The following is an 18292-nucleotide window of genomic DNA, read 5'->3' as shown; positions in this document are numbered from 1 at the left end:
CGTTATGGGTGAAGAAGAACTACTGTTCAGCGAACACCATGCCTGCCCATACTGCGGCTTTTCCATCGAAGAGCTAGAGCCGAGAATGTTTTCCTTCAATAGCCCGTTCGGGGCCTGCCCTGATTGTGATGGCTTGGGAGCGAGACTTGAGGTGGACCGTGATTTGGTCATCCCGAATAAGGAATTAAGTCTGCGTCAACATGCGATTGCCCCATGGGAGCCGACGAGTTCTCAATATTATCCTCAGCTTCTTGAAGCGGTAGCCACCCATTATGACATAGATATGGATGTGCCAGTTAAAGATATACCGGATGATAAATTGGAGAAAATTTTATACGGTTCAGGTAAAGATAAAATTTATTTCCGCTATAAAAATGATTTTGGAAGAGTGCAAGAGGGATATATTCTATTTGAAGGCGTCATAAGAAACATCGAGCGGCGTTTTAAGGAGACGAACTCAGACTATATTCGTGAACAAATGCAGAAATATATGTCGGAGCACCACTGTCCAACATGTAAGGGACATCGGCTGAAAAAAGAGAGTCTTTCTGTGCTTATTCAAGGGGTTCATATAAGTGAGACTACCGCTTTATCGGTAGAAGAGGCTTTAGTATTTTTTGACGAGCTTGATTTGACCGAAAAGGAAGCTGCAATTGCGAGATTGATTTTACGTGAAATCCGGGAGCGGCTCGGTTTCCTAGCCAATGTCGGTTTGGAATATTTAACGTTAAGCCGAGCAGCAGGAACATTATCAGGCGGTGAAGCCCAGCGTATTCGATTGGCAACACAGATTGGTTCCCGTTTGACTGGTGTTCTTTACATTTTAGATGAACCGTCTATAGGATTGCATCAGCGAGATAATGATCGATTAATTGAAACATTAAAGAATATGCGTGAAATTGGGAACACGCTGATTGTTGTTGAGCATGATGAAGATACGATGCTTGCGGCGGATTATTTGATTGATGTCGGACCAGGTGCAGGCGCTCATGGTGGAGAAATCGTGGCTGCTGGAACCCCTGAAGAGGTCATGAATAACCCTAAATCTTTAACCGGCCAATATTTATCAGGGAAGAAATTTATCCCGCTGCCATTGGAACGCCGGAAAAATGACGGCCGTGTTATTGAAATTAAAGGGGCCAAACAAAATAACCTAAAAAACGTTAATGTTAAATTCCCGCTTGGAGTTTTTACAGCTGTCACAGGAGTCTCAGGTTCGGGGAAAAGTACATTAGTGAATGAGATTCTTCATAAGTCATTAGCTCAAAAGCTAAACCGCGCCAAAGCTAGACCAGGGGAGTTTCGTGAAATTAAAGGAATCGAGCATTTAGATAAGGTCATTGATATTGACCAATCACCTATTGGTAGAACGCCACGCTCTAACCCAGCAACCTATACAGGTGTATTTGATGATATTCGTGACGTTTTTGCTTCAACAAATGAAGCAAAAATCCGTGGCTATAAAAAAGGACGATTCAGTTTCAATGTGAAGGGCGGTCGTTGTGAAGCCTGCCGTGGTGACGGAATTATCAAGATTGAAATGCATTTTCTTCCTGATGTCTACGTTCCGTGTGAAATCTGTCATGGTAAACGTTATAACCGGGAAACGCTTGAAGTGAAATATAAAGGTAAAAATATTTCCGACATTCTCGATATGACTGTTGAGGAAGGGGTTAGTTTCTTTGAAAATATCCCAAAAATCAAGCGGAAGCTACAAACGATTTATGATGTTGGTCTGAGCTATATCAAGCTGGGACAGCCGGCAACCACTTTATCTGGCGGTGAAGCGCAAAGGGTGAAACTCGCTTCTGAATTGCATCGCCGTTCAACTGGCCGCTCTTTTTATATCTTGGATGAACCAACTACCGGACTTCATGTCCATGATATAGCTAGGTTGCTCGAAGTCTTGCAACGGCTGGTAGACAATGGTGATACTGTTTTAGTAATAGAACATAATCTTGATGTCATCAAAGCGGCGGACCATATTATTGACCTAGGTCCAGAAGGCGGGGATAAAGGCGGTACGATTGTCACTTACGGTACGCCTGAAGAAATATGTGAAGTTGCCGAATCATACACAGGGAAATACTTAAAGCGTGTTCTGACCCGTGACCAAATTAGAATGGAAAAATTGATTGAAGAAAAAGAACAAGAGCATGAACATGCATAAAAAAAACAAGCCCGTTGGCTTGTTTTTTTATGTGGAAATATGACAGCGTCAGTTTAATTAATCATTTGATTAAAATCCATGAAAGCTAGATATTTCCGGGGAAATTCCACCTTGCTCTTTTCGAAAATTGTCGCAGCACCTTGTCGAGAAATGGGAATTAGTGTATTTATGAAACTTTTTAGATTTCTAGGCGTATGTATGAATAAAATGATATAAGAAAGCGAGGAATGTTCATGCAGGAAGAAAGAAAGAAGATTTTAGAGATGATTCAAGATGGAAAGTTGACTGCGGTAGAAGCAATGAGTCTTTTGGAAGACTTAGAAAAAGCTAGTCAGGAAAGTGAAGCGAAAGAGCAGAAACTACAAAATGAATTATCAACCGTAGTCGTGGATAAGAAAAGCGAGGACAATACTCAGGACACGTTTAAGAAGAATATTCAGTCATCAAAGGAAAAGATTATTGATTTTGTTGAAAGTGCTTTTAAGAAGATTAAAGAAACCGATCTTGATTTCAACTTTGGAAAATCAGTTGATGTCAGTCATATTTTCCAGCATGATTATGAGGTTCTGAATGGAGTCGATATAGATATAGCCAATGGGAAAATAAAAATTGCTACTTGGGATCATAAGGATGTACGGGTTGAATGTCAGGCAAAGGTATACAGGGTGGAGGATATCGAAGAAGCGAGAAAAAACTTTTTAGAGGATGTTCACTTCTCGATTGAAGAAGGGAAAATGAGGTTTAAGGTTTTCGAAAAATCCATTAAAGTCGATGCGGTTTTATACATTCCTCGGAAGGAATATGAGGACATTCAGGTAAGGTTGTTTAACGGTGCTATAACCGCCGAATCATTGGAATCCAATAAACTCAAAGCAAAAACAGCCAATGGTGCGATTCATATTTTACAGGGTAATGGTGAGTCGTGCGAGCTCGAAACAGGTAATGGAACGATCACCATTTCAGATACAAATTATAATGGCTTGGAGGCTGAAACCTTAAACGGTGCTATTAATGCGGATGGTTATTTCAAAAAAATAGATGTGCAAACTTTTAATGGTGAAATTGTCTGCAAAAACTCTGAGCTAGATTGCGACTCTATACATRCTAAATCGATTACCGGAAAAGTCCAGCTGATCCTGCCGCCAGGAAAGGCAATCGAGGGAGAGTTGAAATCTAATTTAGGAGGTTTTAACGTAAGCTTGGAAGGGATGACCATCATCGAAGAAAAGAGTGATGTGGTTCAAAAGGTCCTTAAGTTTAAGACTGCTAAAGAGGAGGTTCCTGTGCTTCATGTATTTGCAGAGACCAAGACTGCAGCGATAACAGTTTCCTAGTGAAAATGAAAGCCCACCAGTTCAAATGGGGGGCTTTCATTTATTTTTGTACGCTAATGATTGCTTTGTAACCATCTTTGGCTAACCTTTTGACAAGAGCCTCTGCATTTTTCTTTTCTGTAAAGGCACCTATTTGAACTTTATACATATTGGGGTTTACATCAGCTTGGAGGTTATAGTAGACGAGGATGCTTTTAGCAATAGATTCTCCGCATTTTTTCCGGTACGCCGTAGTTTTTAAAAGAGATGCTTCTTTTTGATTGGTCATAAACCCGCATTCGACTAAAATGGCCGGACATCTTGTTTCGCGTAAAACCTGGAAATTGGCGGTTTTTACCCCTCTATTTTTTAACTGAGTAGCTTTAACAAGTTCGCTTTGGACCTTTTCAGCTATAGAAAGTGACTCTTTCGGTCTCGAGAGATAAATGAAGGTTTCAATTCCATTTGCCTCATGCCAACTTTCAGAACCAAAGGCGTTTGCATGAATGGAGATATATAAGTCAGCTCCGAGTGAATTGGCTCTGTTTATACGTTCCTTAAGTGGAACATCTCGCCCGTCTTCATGAACAAAATGAACGGTGACTGCTTTTGATTTTTCTAAATAGAACTTCGTAAATTCAGCCGTTTCCCTATTGAATTCATATTCTTTCATACCCTCAGGAGATTGTTTGCCGGGAGTATTATACCCATGCCCTGCATCAATAATGATTTTCATGTAATTCTTTCCTTTCCAAAAATACTTTATCCATTATTATAATCAAACGAGTGGAATAAAAAGTAGCATGTTCATCAGAAAAAAAGAATAAAACGATAATGCTTTGTTTGGTTATTAACAGAAAAATGCTAAAATAGAAAAAGTATCGTTAAAAATAGTAGTGCTCCAAAAGGAGGAAAGATATATGGCAAAAGTCCGTACAAAGGATATAGTTGACGCATTCGGTCTAGAACTTATCAGCGGAGAAGAAGGAATTAATCGCCCAATTGTCACTAGTGATTTATCTCGTCCAGGACTTGAAATAGCTGGTTTTTTTGATTATTATCCTGCGGATCGAGTACAGCTCTTAGGTATGACGGAGATGTCGTTTTTTAATCGACTGAATGAGCCGGATCGAATACAGAGGATGGAAGAACTATGTAGGGACTTTACACCAGGCATTATCATTACGCGTGGTCAGGAAGTGCCAATAGAGTTGATTGAAGCATCTGAGCGGGAGTCCGTTCCTGTGATGAGATCTAATATGAAGACTACTAGGTTATACAGCCGTCTGACCAACTTCCTTGAAAGCAGATTAGCACCAACTACAGCCGTTCATGGTGTATTAGTAGATATCTATGGCTTAGGGGTATTGATTACTGGAAAAAGCGGGGTCGGTAAAAGTGAGACAGCGCTTGAATTAGTAAAACGGGGCCATCGACTTGTTGCAGATGACTGCGTAGAAATCCGCCAGGAAGATCAGGATACGCTAGTCGGGAATGCTCCTGATTTGATTGAACATCTTCTGGAAATCCGAGGGTTAGGAATCATTAACGTAATGACGCTATTTGGGGCCGGTGCTGTCCGGAGCAATAAAAAAATCTCGATAGTCATTAATCTTGAACTATGGGAAAAAAATAAGCAATATGACCGGGTTGGTCTTGATGAAGAAAAAATGAAAATTATTGATACGGAAGTTACAAAAATAACCGTACCTGTCCGCCCTGGACGAAATTTAGCTGTAATTATTGAAGTGGCAGCCATGAACTATCGTCTAAAACGGATGGGCGTAAATGCTGCAGAACAATTTTCAGATCGTTTGAATCATGCGATTGCAGAACCGGATCATGATGAATTTTAATGAATAGGTATATAGGAAAAGAGGGGACGAAATGGAACAAGCTATACAGCCGTTGAATCCGATTGCAATTGATCTCGGGCCAATTCAGATACATTGGTATGGTCTAATTATCGGTTTCGGTGTATTACTAGGTCTTATTATTGCTTTAAGGGAATGTGAGCGCAGAGGTCTTGATAAAGAAATATTTACAGATATGATATTGTTTGCTGTTCCAATTGCGATTATTTGTGCACGTATTTATTATGTCATCTTCCAGTGGGAGTACTATTCACAAAATCCTGGGGATATCATTAAGATATGGAATGGTGGAATTGCAATCCATGGTGCGTTAATTGGTTCGGTGCTTACCGCGATAGTCTTTGCTAAGGTGAAGAAAGTCTCGTTCTGGAAGCTGGCGGATATCGCTGCACCGAGTTTATTGTTAGGTCAGGCAATTGGCCGTTGGGGTAATTTTATGAATCAGGAAGCGCATGGAGGAGAAGTAACAAGAGCGTTCTTGGAAAATATGCATCTGCCTGAATTCATTATTAACCAAATGTACATAAATGGAACTTACTATCATCCAACCTTTTTGTACGAATCGGTTTGGAATATTATCGGTGTAATTATTCTTCTAAGTTTACGTAAAGTGAACCTGCGTAGGGGCGAGCTATTTTTAACGTATGTATTATGGTATTCTATTGGCCGTTATTACATTGAAGGGCTACGGACAGATAGCTTGATGTTAACGGAGTCACTTCGTATCGCACAAGTGATTTCCATTGTGTTGGTCGTCGTTGCTATTGCATTAGTAATCTTTAGAAGAGTCCGTGGATATGCTGAGAAAAGATATTTAGATGCATAGAGAATATGTGTAAAGGGAGAGGGCATAGTGATAGTAGACTCGGTTAAAAAGGGGCTCCTTTCTGGCTTGAATACAACATGGTCATTGGGAAAAGTGATTTTTCCAGTTACGTTGATTGTCACCGTGCTTCAATATACACCTGTATTGCCATGGATCATTAACTTGATCGCGCCTTTGATGAATCTCATCGGTCTTCCTGGGGACGCGGCAATACCACTCGTCCTAGGGAATTTCTTGAACTTATATGCAGCGATTGCAGGCATATTAACGCTAGACCTGACTGTGAAAGAGGTATTTATTATCGCTATGATGTTATCTTTTTCACATAATTTATTAATTGAATCAGGTGTGGCGATGAAAACTGGTGTCAAGCTGTGGATCATTTTAACTGTACGGATTGGACTGGCGCTTTTGTCTGCGGTTGTCATCAATCTCGTTTGGCAGGGCGGATCGGAAATGGCACAAGGAATTGCTATCCGGGATACAGCCGAGATTACAGAGGTTGGTGCCATCCTTTTACATGGGGTTATGCAAGCTCTTTCCGGAATAGCCCAACTGGCGGTTATCGTTATCCCGCTTATGGTCGCCGTTCAAATCATGAAAGATTTAAAATGGCTAGAAGCTTTCTCAAAAGCTCTTGCTCCTTTTATGAGAGTCTTAGGGATGAAGCCAAATGCCTCTATGCCATTTGTAACAGGGTTGACGCTTGGTCTTGCATATGGGGCAGGTGTAATGATTCAAGCAGCGAAAGAAGATAATGTCTCGAAGAAGGATATGACGATTGCATTTATCTTTTTAGTTGCTTGTCATGCTGTTATAGAGGATACACTAATTTTTATTCCACTGGGGATTCCGGTTTTGCCGTTATTACTTATCAGATTAATCACCGCTATTGTGCTAACGATGGTGGTCGCTTATATTTGGAATCGGACTGACAGTGTGCAGAGGAAGGAAGCCGTATATGAACAGTAAAATAACTACATTATTATTTGACCTTGATGGAACGTTAATCAATACTATTGAATTGATTATCGACTCTTTTACAAAAACTTTAGATCATTATTGTCCGGGACAGTTCAAGCGGGAGGATATTATTCCATTTATCGGCCCGACTTTGGTTGATACGTTTTCGTCTATAGATCCGGAACGTATAGATGAAATGATCGCTTTCTATAGGGAGAACAATTGGAAGAATCATGATTTACTTGTGACACAGTATGACGGTGTGTTTGAAACAATTCAAACTTTGAAGCAGAGTGGCTATAAATTGGCGGTCGTTACGACGAAGAAACGTGATGTCGTCGAAAAAGGCCTGCGTTTAAGCAAACTTGACCAATTCTTTGAAGTCGTGGTCACTCTGGATGATGTGGAAAAAGCCAAGCCGGATCCAGAGCCGCTGGTAAAAGCGTTAAACCAACTCGGTTCGGTTCCTGAAGAGGCAATCATGGTTGGAGACAGTTATCATGATATTCTTGGCGGGAAAAATGCGGGTACCAAAACAGCGGGTGTCGCGTGGTCGATTAGAGGACGTGAATTTTTAGAAAGCTATCATCCTGACTATATGCTAGAGCAAATGGCTGACTTACTGAATATCATAGAGATTGAAAAGCATACAGAGGTTAGAAAATGAGACGTACGACCCGCTATCCGGTAGAAGGGGCTAATTCACTTTGGCATGTGTATAAGACCGTACCATTCTGGAAAGTCGTGAAGAACTTTGTGGTGATTCAGTTAGCGCGTTATACACCGTTTTTAAGCATGAAGAATTGGCTTTACAGGACTTTTTTACATATGAAAGTTGGAAAGCATACTTCATTCGCCTTGATGGTCATGCCGGATGTGATGTTTCCAGAAAAAATATCTGTGGGGAAAAATACTGTTATCGGCTATAATACGACGATTCTTGCTCATGAATATTTAATTAATGAATATCGGTTAGGAGAAGTCGTGATTGGAGACGAAGTATTGATTGGAGCCAATTCAACTATTCTCCCAGGACTGACAATTGGAAATGGATCGATTGTCTCTGCTGGTACACTAGTCCATAAAGATGTTCCCGAGGGAGCTTTTGTCGGAGGAAATCCAATGAAAATTATTTATACAAAAGAGGAAATGCTGAATCGGGAACAGCAAACTTCTTTATGAAAATAAGGACTTGCCATTCTATGTGGCAGGTCCTTTTTAATGTAATTTTGGGTATAGTGAAGTCAATTCATTCTTTATTTGGCCGATGAATTCGTCAATCGATATATTCTCTTCGTTAGTTGTAGTATTATACGTATTTTTTAATATTTGAAAAAACTTTTCCTGAGCTTCTTTATCCATTTTGAATTTGTCCTCCTACCCTTTTTTTATGGAGAGAGGGCTGCAAAAGCATGCAGCCCTCATTTTTAATTGTCTATTTCAGATTTAAGTAAATCAGCGATGAGTACATACCTTTCAGGTGCATTACCAATATATGAGAATGGGTAGCAGGTTGTTACAGTAAGTGTGGATTTAGGCTTGGGAACAATCACCGTACGGTCATCAGCATCGACGATACGGACCTTCCTCACTTTATAGGTAAACGTGCCAGCTTCTGTTTTGGTAATAAGCAAGTCACCTTTTCCAACTTCACCAAGTTTTCTGAAAATGGTATCTCGATGTCCAGATAAAACGGAATTATCCATCTCACCTGGTAGGACCGACTCAGCGAAATGGCCGACACCCTTTTCAAGTTCATCTTCATTCGTTCCATGGTAGATCGGAAGTGTTGCCTCAAGCTTTGGAATATAAAGCTCACCTATTAAATCACCTGTTTCCGGTCGTGTATCATATAGTTCATCCTCGTCCGGAGTATCAGCCTTTATTTCAGGGTGTTTAGCTGTTGCCTCAGTTGTTTCAGATTTATTCCATTTATATATGGCATATCCTTTTAACAGTGTATAAGCGTTCGTCGTTGTAAAATAAAAACCCACGATCAAAAAGCAAGCCGCAGTGGCAATCAACCATCTTTTTTTGTGCTTAGAATGCCTATTTTCGCTCATTTTACTTAACGAGTCTCGCTTTTCTAAATAATCCAAATGCAAAGGCTATCATGATTAAACCGATTAATGATCCGAATAGGTAATTTCCAGCTGTTTTAGGCAACACTCCGCCTTTTACAGTTTTATGTGTGGGTTTCTTCTTTATTTTTTTTACATCCACCACTTTAGATATTACCTCAGTAGACTGTTTTAGGTCATTACCGGTTTCTTTTACTAAATTGGAACCAATCATTTCACCTGTCAATTTAAAATCTAGTAAAAGGTTGCCGCTTAAATCATAGATTGAAACTAGTAAACTAGCATTCGTCAATTCATCAAGCTTGAATAATGCTTCAAGGGATAGGTTTGTGGTGACACCGTCCTGTATTAAGGCAAATTTGAATTGAATTTGTAGCAAGCTTTGCAAATCATTATAAATCGAAAGCAATTCCGCTACTTGTTCCGCAGACAATTCATCAATTGTTTCAAAATATTCGAATTGGTCCATCCTATCGGAAATCGCCATTAGACGATCTTCAAAAGCTGGGTCCTCGACGATGGGTAAAAGGTGGTTCATGAATCTTTCAAGCTCTTCGTCTGTAAGACCGATCTCAGTAAAGAGTCCATCCATTAAATCGAGCATCTCTTCCTCATCATATTCCATGTCTTCCTCATCATAATCCATTTCTAAATTAATTAGATCTTCAATGTCATAAATGAAGTGGAAGGTATCGATAATGGATTCTCCCTCTTCAAGTTCGCCGTATTCAATTAATAAGTCCGTAAGTTCTTCTTCGGTCATTTCATATTCATTAAGCAGATTATGTAAAGTCTCAGGAGTGACAGTAGGTCCTAACGTATCACGCAGCTCTGCTACCGATTCTAACTCATCTAATGTCAAGTCGTAGTATGCTAAATAATCTTCCAGTTCAACTTGTGTCATTCTTATTTCAGTCAGATATGCTTTCAGCTCATCCTGGTTAATCATAGTTGCGGCAAAGCTCTTTGTTCCGCTAAAACCAAGCGAAAAAAGAACGACACATGCAACAAAAAACGAAAAAATTCTCTTCAATCTCATTTCCCCCTAAAATAAAATAATACTAATCTCCTAAAAAGTATAAGACAGCCTAAACAAAAGGTATACATCAATAACAAAGATTGGTTGAAGATAGGTGTATAGGTCTAGGGAATAGGATCTAATCCTTTGCTTTTTATTCCAAAAACTTGCTGCTGTAAGATCAGTAACCGTTATTTATTTTGGGAAATAGGGTCAGGCACCTTTTTCTTGACGGGAGATGGGGCCAGGAGTAAACTATTAATAACTTCATCTTGTTACCATATTAGCGAACTAAAGTGATTTAATAGATTATTTCGAGTATTTATATGATTATGTTATTTTTTTTGATACTATTTTATATGTTAGCCCAGTGGGTTTTAAGTGTTTTATCTTGGAAAGATAATTGTATATACAAAAATGAATACTTGTAATGACATTGGTTTTTGCTTAAAGGCGGACCGATTGGAAATATATATATAAAGTAACCATTATTCAAAAGGATGTGCAGTCGTGACTAAGCCATTTATGTTTGAGAAACCGTTAGGCATGAGAGATACACTGCCGGTGCTGTATGAAACGAAAGCCTCGGTCCGAAATAAAATGAGTGATGAAATCAAGAAGTGGGGTTATCAATTTATTGAAACGCCTACTTTGGAATATTATGAAACAATTGGTGAAGCTTCGGCTATTTTGGATCAGCAGTTGTTTAAACTGCTTGATTCTCAGGGACATACGCTTGTACTTCGACCGGATATGACAGCCCCTATTGCACGGGTTGCGGCATCCAAACTGTTAAAACAGCAAATACCGCTTCGCCTTGCCTATTCAGCAAATGTGTACCGTGCTCAGCAGCGTGAAGGCGGCCGACCAGCAGAATTCGAACAGATTGGTATTGAATGTATCGGAAATAAGTCAATCTGTGCCGACGCTGAAATGATTGCGTTACTGGCAGATGTTTTAAAGGCATCCGGACTTCAGGAATTTAAGATTTCCATTGGTCATATCGGATTTTTACAGGAATTTTTCTTGAGCATTCTAGGTACGGAAAAAAGAGCCTCTGTATTAAGGAAGTTTTTATATGAGAAGAATTATGTAGGTTTTAGGGAGCATGTAAAATCACTGCCGCTTTCATCTATTGATAAACAAAGGCTCATCGAGTTTATTTCATTAAGAGGTAGTGAAGGCACGCTGACAAAAGCTTTGGATTTGGTTGAAAACAACAAAGGACAAGATTCTTTAGGTGAACTGAAGGAATTATCTGCGCAGTTGAAAGAATTTGGCGTGGCTCAATATGTGAGCTTTGATTTAACATTAGTCAGCCATATGAGCTATTACACAGGAACTTTATTTGAAGTGTATGCAGATCAAGTAGGTTCACCAATCGGTAATGGTGGCCGCTACGATAACCTGCTTGAAAAATTCGGCTGGAATGCTTCTGCTACGGGTTTTGCCATCCGTGTGGATCGTCTTGCTGAAGCACTTGGGGAACCTATGCAGCCTGTTGCGCCGGAATGTATTTTATTCACTCCCGAACGCAGAATGGAAGCACTTGATTTTGCAAAATCAAAACGATCTGAAGGAAAACGGGTGACGATTCAAGATATCACGGTCGTTCAAAATGTTGATGCGTTTACAAGAACGTTTTCGGAAGTGCATTTATTTGTGGGGAATGGAGGGAATGGAAAAGATGAATAATAGCTTTTTAACAATTGCGATGCCTAAAGGGAGAATCTTTGAAGAAGCGGCAGAGCTATTAAGAAAGGCCGGTTTCCGTCTACCTCCTGAGTTTGATGATTCCCGGAAATTAATTCTTGAAGTAGAAGAGGAGAATCTACGTTTCATTTTAGCTAAACCGATGGATGTTGTAACCTATGTGGAACACGGTGTAGCGGACATTGGAATTGCAGGTAAGGATGTTATGTTAGAGGAAGAACGAGATGTATATGAGTTACTTGATTTGAAAATCAGTGCCTGCTACTTAGCTGTTGCCGGTCTTCCTGGTACGAAAATTAGCGACATCGCGCCCGAAATAGCCAGTAAATATCCAAATGTGGCCTCTAGTTATTTCCGTGAACAGGGAGAGCAAGTCGAAATTATTAAATTGAACGGATCGATTGAGTTAGCTCCTTTAATTGGCTTAGCTGAACGAATTGTGGATATCGTTTCAACGGGACAGACGTTGAAGGAAAACGGTCTTGTTGAATATGCGAAAATTGCTGATGTGACTTCAAGGTTGGTGGCAAACCCTGTCAGCTACAGGATAAAAGAAGCAAGGATTACTGAAATTGTGGATCGCTTAGCAGAAATTATAGAATAGTAAAAGAATCGCTAATGAGGTGAGCGTATGAAAATTGAACGGTTAGCAGAAGGAATTTCACTGAAGCGCTCGGTTGATGCAGGTACGGCTGATCAACGAAAAGCGGTTCAGGATATTATTTATGATGTAAGAAAAAGCGGAAACGCCGCTTTATATAATTATACTGAGCGTTTTGATGGTGTAAGTCTTGAGGAATTACTCGTTTCCGAACAGGAAATTGAAGAAGCAACAGCAGCGTTAACAGTAGAGCAGCTTGCAATAATCCAAGAAGCGGCAGATAATATTCGATTGTTTCACGAGAAACAAATTCGCAATTCATGGATTACCACTGATGATACGGGAACAATGCTTGGACAAAAATTAACACCTCTTGATGCGGTTGGAGTGTATGTCCCAGGTGGCACAGCAGCATACCCTTCATCTGTACTGATGAACACAATGCCGGCTAAAGCTGCAGGGGTGGAACGAATCGTTATGGTATCTCCTCCAGGAAAAGATGGAAAATTGACGCCAGCGGTTTTAGCGGCAGCGAAAATTGCAGGAGTGACAGAGATCTATAAGGTTGGAGGCGCTCAGGCTATAGCGGCTCTTGCTTATGGGACAGAAACAATTGTGAAAGTTGATAAAATAGTAGGTCCAGGAAATATATATGTGGCGTTAGCAAAACGGGAAGTATTTGGGGACGTTGCCATCGATATGATTGCCGGGCCTAGCGAAATAGCCGTGTTAGCTGACGATTCGGCAATTGCTTCAGAAGTGGCAGCGGACTTGCTATCACAGGCAGAGCATGATGCACGTGCTTGCAGTGTTCTGGTGACGACTTCAATGGAGCTGGCTGAAGAAGTGTCAGCGGAAGTGAACAAGCAGGTAGCGTTACTTCCACGCCGTGATATTGCAGCTGCATCCATTAACGATTATGGACGAATTGTTGTATGCGAAAATATGGTGGAAGCTGTTGGTGCCATCAACGAACTGGCACCAGAGCATTTAGAAATTGTGACATATAATTCACTCGAAGTAATGGCTAAAATTCGCCATGCAGGGGCCATCTTTATTGGTCGCTTTAGTTCGGAGCCAGTCGGTGATTATTTTGCAGGCCCAAACCATGTGTTGCCTACTAATGGGACGGCCCGCTTTTCCAGCCCGCTGAATGTGGATGATTTCCAAAAAAAGTCCAGCATCATCATGTACAGCGAAACCGCCTTCCGTCAAAATGCGGAGAAAATCGCTGCCTTTGCCCGCATGGAAGGCCTCGAAGCTCATGCCCGCGCAATCGAATCTCGCGGTGCGAATAAACTTGGGAAATAAGGCCTGACCCCTGAAAATAATACGGAAAACATTGATATAAAAGTATTTGTAATGCATTTTTGCATCTGGGAAATGGGGTCTGACCCCAATGAGGAGGAGTTGTAATGGAGCGTTTTGCTAGTGTGGAGCGGAAGACGAATGAGACTGATATTAGCTTGAAGTTTGGTGTAGATGGGGAAGGGAATTCCTCAATTATGACGGGTGTTCCGTTTATGACGCATATGCTTGATTTGTTCACGAAGCACGGGAAGTTTGATTTGACCGTTGATGCGAAGGGCGATACAGAAGTCGATGATCATCATACAACTGAAGATATTGGTATTTGCTTAGGTCAAACATTATTGGAAGCTCTTGGAGACAAGCGTGGTATAAAGCGTTACGGAAATGCTTTCGTGCCTATGGATGAAGCACTTGCGCAGGTTGTCATCGATTTAAGTAATCGGCCGCATCTTGAGTTACGTGCAGAGTTTCCTTCACAAAAGGTTGGTACCTTCGATACTGAATTAGTGCACGAGTTCCTTTGGAAGTTTGCGCTTGAAGCCCGGATGAACCTTCATGTTGTCGTTCATTACGGTCACAACACGCATCATATGATTGAGGCGATATTTAAAGCGCTTGGGCGAGCATTGGACGAAGCTACTACCATTGATCCTCGGGTTAAAGGTATTCCTTCAACGAAAGGAATGTTGTAAATGATAGGAATCGTCGATTACGGAATGGGGAATTTATTCTCTGTCAGTAAAGGGCTGGAAAGACTTGGAGCTGACTCATTCATTTCCGATGATCCAGAAGAACTTTCTAAAGCGACAGGCATTATTCTTCCCGGTGTCGGTTCTTTCAGAGATGCTATGAGTCTGTTGGAAAAACAAAAGCTTGATGAATTCCTGAAAAAATACGTAGCCGGTGGAGGTTATTTATTAGGCATATGCTTGGGTATGCAGCTTCTCTTTGATGAAAGTGAGGAAAATGGACCAGCAAAAGGATTATCCCTCATCCCAGGTAAAGTAGTTCGTTTTACGGGGATGGATGCCAATGAGATGACTTATAAGGTGCCGCACATGGGCTGGAATCGTCTTGAATTTAAACATGTATCGCCAGTGATCGAAGGCCTTGAAGAGGAACACGTTTATTTCGTCCATTCTTATTACGCTGATACTGATGAGTCATACATTACCGCTTCAGCAACTTATGATGTGGAAGTACCGGCGATTGTTGGCAAAGGAAATGTATTTGGGATGCAGTTTCATCCGGAAAAAAGCGGCCAGATGGGCATGTCACTCTTGAAAAATTATTTGACATTAGTAGAAGGGAAGGGAGAAGCTTGAGCAACTTTACGATTTACCCAGCGATTGATATGCGTGGAGGCAAATGCGTTCGCTTAATCCAGGGAGACTACAATCAGGAAACGGTTTATGGCGATTCCCCCTTTGATATGGCTAAAGGTTTTGCGGACCAAGGAGCGGATTGGATACATATGGTCGATCTGGACGGAGCAAAAGAAGGCGTTCGTATCAACGATTCCTACGTTATTAAAGCAGCCAAAGAGTTAGGTGCCCGCGTCCAAATTGGTGGAGGCATTCGAACGGAGCAGGACATTGCTCATTATCTTGATAATGGTGTAGAGCGTGTAATTCTAGGTAGCTCGGCCGTTTCAGACCCGGAATTTACTAAAGATATGATCAGAAAATATGGAAACCATATCGCGATTGGCATTGATGCGAAGGATGGTAAGGTTGCCACTCATGGCTGGCTTCAAACGTCAGAAACACAGGCCATAGAGCTTGGGAAACTACTAGCTGATGCTGGCGCAGAGACATTTATCGTGACCGATATCGCAACAGACGGCATGCTTTCAGGGCCAAATGTGCACGGGATTGTGGCAATGGCGAAGGCAACTGGCAAAAATGTAATTGCTTCTGGCGGCATTAGTTCGCTCGAAGATCTAATCACCCTCAAGGAGTATGAAGCTCAAGGTGTTGCAGGGGCGATTATTGGCAAGGCGCTTTATACTAATCGCTTTACTGTAAAAGAAGCGGTAGAAAAGGTGCGTGGTTAAATGCTGACCAAAAGAATTATTCCTTGTCTGGATGTAAAAGACGGACGTGTGGTTAAGGGGATACAATTTGTTTCCTTAAGGGATGCCGGGGATCCAGTCGAGCTAGCTGCCTTTTACGACCAAGAAGGTGCTGATGAGCTTGTCTTTCTTGATATTTCTGCTTCACATGAAGGAAGGGAAACGATTGTTGACGTCGTTCAAGCGGTTGCAGGCAGTCTAGCAATCCCGTTTACAGTTGGCGGCGGTATTAATTCGCTAGCTGATATGAAGAAGATTTTACGTGCTGGTGCAGATAAAGTATCTTTAAATACAGCAGCTGTTTTACGACCTGACTTAATTAATGAAGGTTCCGATTATTTTGGTGCTCAATGTATCGTAATTGCTATTGATGCGCGATATGATGAAGAGCTTGGCTCATGGCGCGTTTATACCCATGGCGGACGAAAACCGACTGAATGGGAAGTAATTGATTGGGCGAAGGAAGCGGTCACACGTGGTGCTGGTGAAATTTTATTGACAAGCATGGATTGTGACGGAGAAAAACAGGGCTTTAATATCGCATTAACAAAAGCAGTATCGGAAGCAGTTTCGGTTCCTGTTATTGCTTCTGGCGGCGCAGGTAATGCGGAACATTTCCAGGAAGCATTTGAAGAAGGAAAAGCGGACGCAGGGTTAGCAGCCTCAATTTTTCATTATAAAGAAACATCTGTTAAAGAAGTCAAAACGTTTCTCAAACAACAAGGAGTGGTTGTACGATGAATCTCGAAACTATTATATATGACGAAAAAGGTCTGGTTCCGGCGATTGTCCAAGATGCAGGAACTGGCGAAGTGCTGACACTTGCTTATATGAATAAAGAATCCTTGCAATTATCCATAGAAAAAGGAGAAACCGTGTTCTTCAGCCGTTCACGCAATGAGTTATGGCATAAAGGAGAAACGAGCGGAAATACGCAAAAAATCACAGAAATGAAGTATGACTGCGATCAGGATGCAATAGTCGTTCGTGTTGTTCCGGCAGGGCCGGCATGCCATACAGGTGCAACAAGCTGTTTCAGCGAAACGATTTACCAAAATAAAGAAGCGCAACAAGCGGTACAGACAAATGTGACTTTCTTGACGGAATTAGAGAAATTGATTGGAAAAAGAAAAACAGAAATGCCTGAAGGATCTTATACAACCTACCTATTCGATAAGGGCGTTGATAAAATCTTGAAAAAAGTAGGGGAAGAAGCTGCTGAAGTGATCATTGCTGCTAAAAACCGCGATGCTGAAGAACTTTCTATGGAAAGTGCAGACCTTCTATATCACTTATTTGTTCTTCTTCAAGAACAGGAATTGCCTTTCCAAGCAGTGCTTGATGTACTGAAGGCCAGACATTCTGATAAGGACGAACCTAAAGAAAATGAATAAATAAATAGTCAAATACCCTCCCAAATCCGGAGGGTATTTTTTCCTTATAAAGGTTTTTTTCTGAGTGTTTACGACGACAATCATCAACGAATCAAGGTAAAATTAAAGTCATGAGCCCGTAAGATTACCGGGTTCATGCCCTCAAGGCTGTCTAATTAAATAAAGTGTCTAACTTTTTGGGTTCACTTCATAATCATGGCTCTTTTTTACACCTGTGAAGGAAAACATTTATGAGAAAATGATGATTCAAAACCTGTGTATTTTGCCTGATAATTTCTAAATAAAAGTATCACAAATCCATTTTCCATTTTCTTGAATTGTTCGGCAAATATTCTTCAATATGTTATAATACTATGGTTAATCAACTTGTAGATGGAGGATTACATGAGTAAAGACTCTAAATTTGGCCAACAGGCAAAAATTCTAACCTTTCACCCGACAGGTGAGTATTATTTCACCAAGGGTCTAAAAGCATATCATAGACGAGAACTACCTAAATCAAAAAAATACTTGGAACGTGCGCTGGAACTTGAACCGTCAGAACCGATGATAGCCTGTCAATTGGCAATCACCTGCTCAGAGATCGGCGAATATAATTATTCAAATAACCTCCTGGAAAATATCTTGGATGTGATGGATCCATATATGTCGGAATGCCATTACTTCCTGGCGAATAATTATGCCCATTTAGGCATGTTCAAGGAGGCTTACCGCCACGCGAGTGCATACCTGGATAAAGAAGAAGACGGAGAGTTCAGCGATGATGCAGAGGATCTTCTTGAACTTATTACCTTCGAGTCGGATGAATCCGAAGAAAATCTCTTTAAGCATGATGGACTAATTTCCAAGCAGGAAAAGGCTCGTGAGTATTTAGAATCGGGGAATTTCCCTAAGGCAATTGAAGTACTAAAAGAAACGATTGCCGAATACCAGGATTATTGGTCGGCTTATAAT

At 40.9% G+C, this 18292-nt stretch carries 20 protein-coding genes; 16 read left to right on the top strand and 4 right to left on the bottom strand.

Annotated features, from left to right (window positions below; translation table 11 throughout):
* The coding region (gene uvrA, locus AC1DUW_RS10865; RefSeq protein WP_477642521.1) for an excinuclease ABC subunit UvrA at positions 1–2170 on the top strand (2170 nt) is incomplete at its 5' end.
* A 233-nt stretch (positions 2171–2403) separates the two neighbouring features.
* Positions 2404–3504, top strand: coding sequence for a DUF4097 family beta strand repeat-containing protein (locus AC1DUW_RS10860; protein ID WP_477642520.1), 1101 nt, complete (start codon positions 2404–2406; stop codon positions 3502–3504).
* Between the two features lie 40 nt (positions 3505–3544).
* Here the strand turns inward: AC1DUW_RS10860 and AC1DUW_RS10855 are convergent, their stop codons facing one another.
* Complete coding sequence (locus AC1DUW_RS10855; RefSeq protein WP_477642519.1) at positions 3545–4219, bottom strand: N-acetylmuramoyl-L-alanine amidase; 675 nt, start codon at positions 4217–4219, stop codon at positions 3545–3547.
* 184 nt (positions 4220–4403) lie between these two features.
* On the opposite strand from AC1DUW_RS10855, the gene hprK reads away from it, so the two are divergent.
* From hprK to AC1DUW_RS10830, 5 genes are read left to right on the top strand one after another with little or no spacing between them, the layout of a single operon-like run.
* Positions 4404–5339, top strand: coding sequence for an HPr(Ser) kinase/phosphatase (gene hprK, locus AC1DUW_RS10850; RefSeq protein ID WP_053348593.1), 936 nt, complete (start codon positions 4404–4406; stop codon positions 5337–5339).
* Between the two features lie 31 nt (positions 5340–5370).
* Entirely contained in the window at positions 5371–6183 is an 813-nt protein-coding gene (lgt, locus tag AC1DUW_RS10845) for a prolipoprotein diacylglyceryl transferase (protein ID WP_053348594.1), read from the top strand.
* A gap of 27 nt (positions 6184–6210) precedes the next feature.
* Positions 6211–7155, top strand: a complete 945-nt coding sequence (locus AC1DUW_RS10840) for a nucleoside recognition domain-containing protein (RefSeq protein ID WP_477642518.1) — start codon at positions 6211–6213, stop codon at positions 7153–7155.
* Positions 7145–7813, top strand: coding sequence for a pyrophosphatase PpaX (gene ppaX / locus AC1DUW_RS10835; RefSeq protein ID WP_053348596.1), 669 nt, complete (start codon positions 7145–7147; stop codon positions 7811–7813). The genes AC1DUW_RS10840 and ppaX overlap by 11 nt, the downstream gene beginning before the upstream one ends.
* The gene (locus tag AC1DUW_RS10830) at positions 7810–8328 is read left to right on the top strand and encodes an acyltransferase (RefSeq protein ID WP_053348597.1); all 519 of its coding nucleotides are present in this window, start codon (positions 7810–7812) and stop codon (positions 8326–8328) included. Before ppaX ends, AC1DUW_RS10830 begins: the two co-directional genes overlap by 4 nt.
* Before the next feature lie 36 nt (positions 8329–8364).
* On the opposite strand, the gene AC1DUW_RS10825 is transcribed toward AC1DUW_RS10830, so the two are convergent.
* From AC1DUW_RS10825 to AC1DUW_RS10815, 3 genes are all read right to left on the bottom strand, one after another.
* Positions 8365–8508, bottom strand: a complete 144-nt coding sequence (locus AC1DUW_RS10825) for a YwzD family small protein (protein WP_161804975.1) — start codon at positions 8506–8508, stop codon at positions 8365–8367.
* A 65-nt stretch (positions 8509–8573) separates the two neighbouring features.
* A complete protein-coding gene (locus tag AC1DUW_RS10820; protein WP_387830208.1) occupies positions 8574–9140 on the bottom strand; it encodes a class D sortase in 567 nt (188 codons plus the stop codon).
* A 70-nt stretch (positions 9141–9210) separates the two neighbouring features.
* The gene (locus tag AC1DUW_RS10815) at positions 9211–10260 is read right to left on the bottom strand and encodes a processed acidic surface protein (RefSeq protein WP_477642517.1); all 1050 of its coding nucleotides are present in this window, start codon (positions 10258–10260) and stop codon (positions 9211–9213) included.
* A 495-nt stretch (positions 10261–10755) separates the two neighbouring features.
* On the opposite strand from AC1DUW_RS10815, the gene AC1DUW_RS10810 reads away from it, so the two are divergent.
* From AC1DUW_RS10810 to AC1DUW_RS10770, 9 genes are all read left to right on the top strand, one after another.
* Positions 10756–11940 carry an ATP phosphoribosyltransferase regulatory subunit gene (locus tag AC1DUW_RS10810; RefSeq protein WP_053348600.1) on the top strand — a complete coding sequence of 395 codons (1185 nt, stop codon included), beginning with the start codon at positions 10756–10758 and terminating at the stop codon, positions 11938–11940.
* Entirely contained in the window at positions 11933–12562 is a 630-nt protein-coding gene (hisG, locus tag AC1DUW_RS10805) for an ATP phosphoribosyltransferase (RefSeq protein WP_477642522.1), read from the top strand. The genes AC1DUW_RS10810 and hisG overlap by 8 nt, the downstream gene beginning before the upstream one ends.
* A 27-nt stretch (positions 12563–12589) precedes the next feature.
* Positions 12590–13870: a histidinol dehydrogenase gene (gene hisD, locus AC1DUW_RS10800; protein WP_053348601.1), complete on the top strand. Its 1281-nt coding sequence runs from the start codon at positions 12590–12592 to the stop codon at positions 13868–13870.
* Between the two features lie 104 nt (positions 13871–13974).
* Entirely contained in the window at positions 13975–14562 is a 588-nt protein-coding gene (gene hisB, locus AC1DUW_RS10795) for an imidazoleglycerol-phosphate dehydratase HisB (protein WP_053348602.1), read from the top strand.
* Positions 14563–15195, top strand: a complete 633-nt coding sequence (hisH, locus tag AC1DUW_RS10790) for an imidazole glycerol phosphate synthase subunit HisH (RefSeq protein ID WP_053348603.1) — start codon at positions 14563–14565, stop codon at positions 15193–15195.
* A complete protein-coding gene (gene hisA / locus AC1DUW_RS10785; protein WP_083450953.1) occupies positions 15192–15926 on the top strand; it encodes a 1-(5-phosphoribosyl)-5-[(5-phosphoribosylamino)methylideneamino]imidazole-4-carboxamide isomerase in 735 nt (244 codons plus the stop codon). The genes hisH and hisA overlap by 4 nt, the downstream gene beginning before the upstream one ends.
* Positions 15927–16685 carry an imidazole glycerol phosphate synthase subunit HisF gene (gene hisF, locus AC1DUW_RS10780; RefSeq protein WP_053348604.1) on the top strand — a complete coding sequence of 253 codons (759 nt, stop codon included), beginning with the start codon at positions 15927–15929 and terminating at the stop codon, positions 16683–16685. It abuts the gene before it with no gap.
* Positions 16682–17338 carry a bifunctional phosphoribosyl-AMP cyclohydrolase/phosphoribosyl-ATP diphosphatase HisIE gene (hisIE, locus tag AC1DUW_RS10775; RefSeq protein ID WP_053348605.1) on the top strand — a complete coding sequence of 219 codons (657 nt, stop codon included), beginning with the start codon at positions 16682–16684 and terminating at the stop codon, positions 17336–17338. Before hisF ends, hisIE begins: the two co-directional genes overlap by 4 nt.
* Positions 17339–17722: 384 nt before the next feature.
* Positions 17723–18292 (top strand): tetratricopeptide repeat protein (locus AC1DUW_RS10770; RefSeq protein WP_477642516.1); only part of this gene is annotated, 570 nt, incomplete at its 3' end.

Source organism: Peribacillus sp. P4_C12 (assembly GCF_056402095.1).
This window is presented reverse-complemented; position numbering and strand designations above follow the sequence as displayed.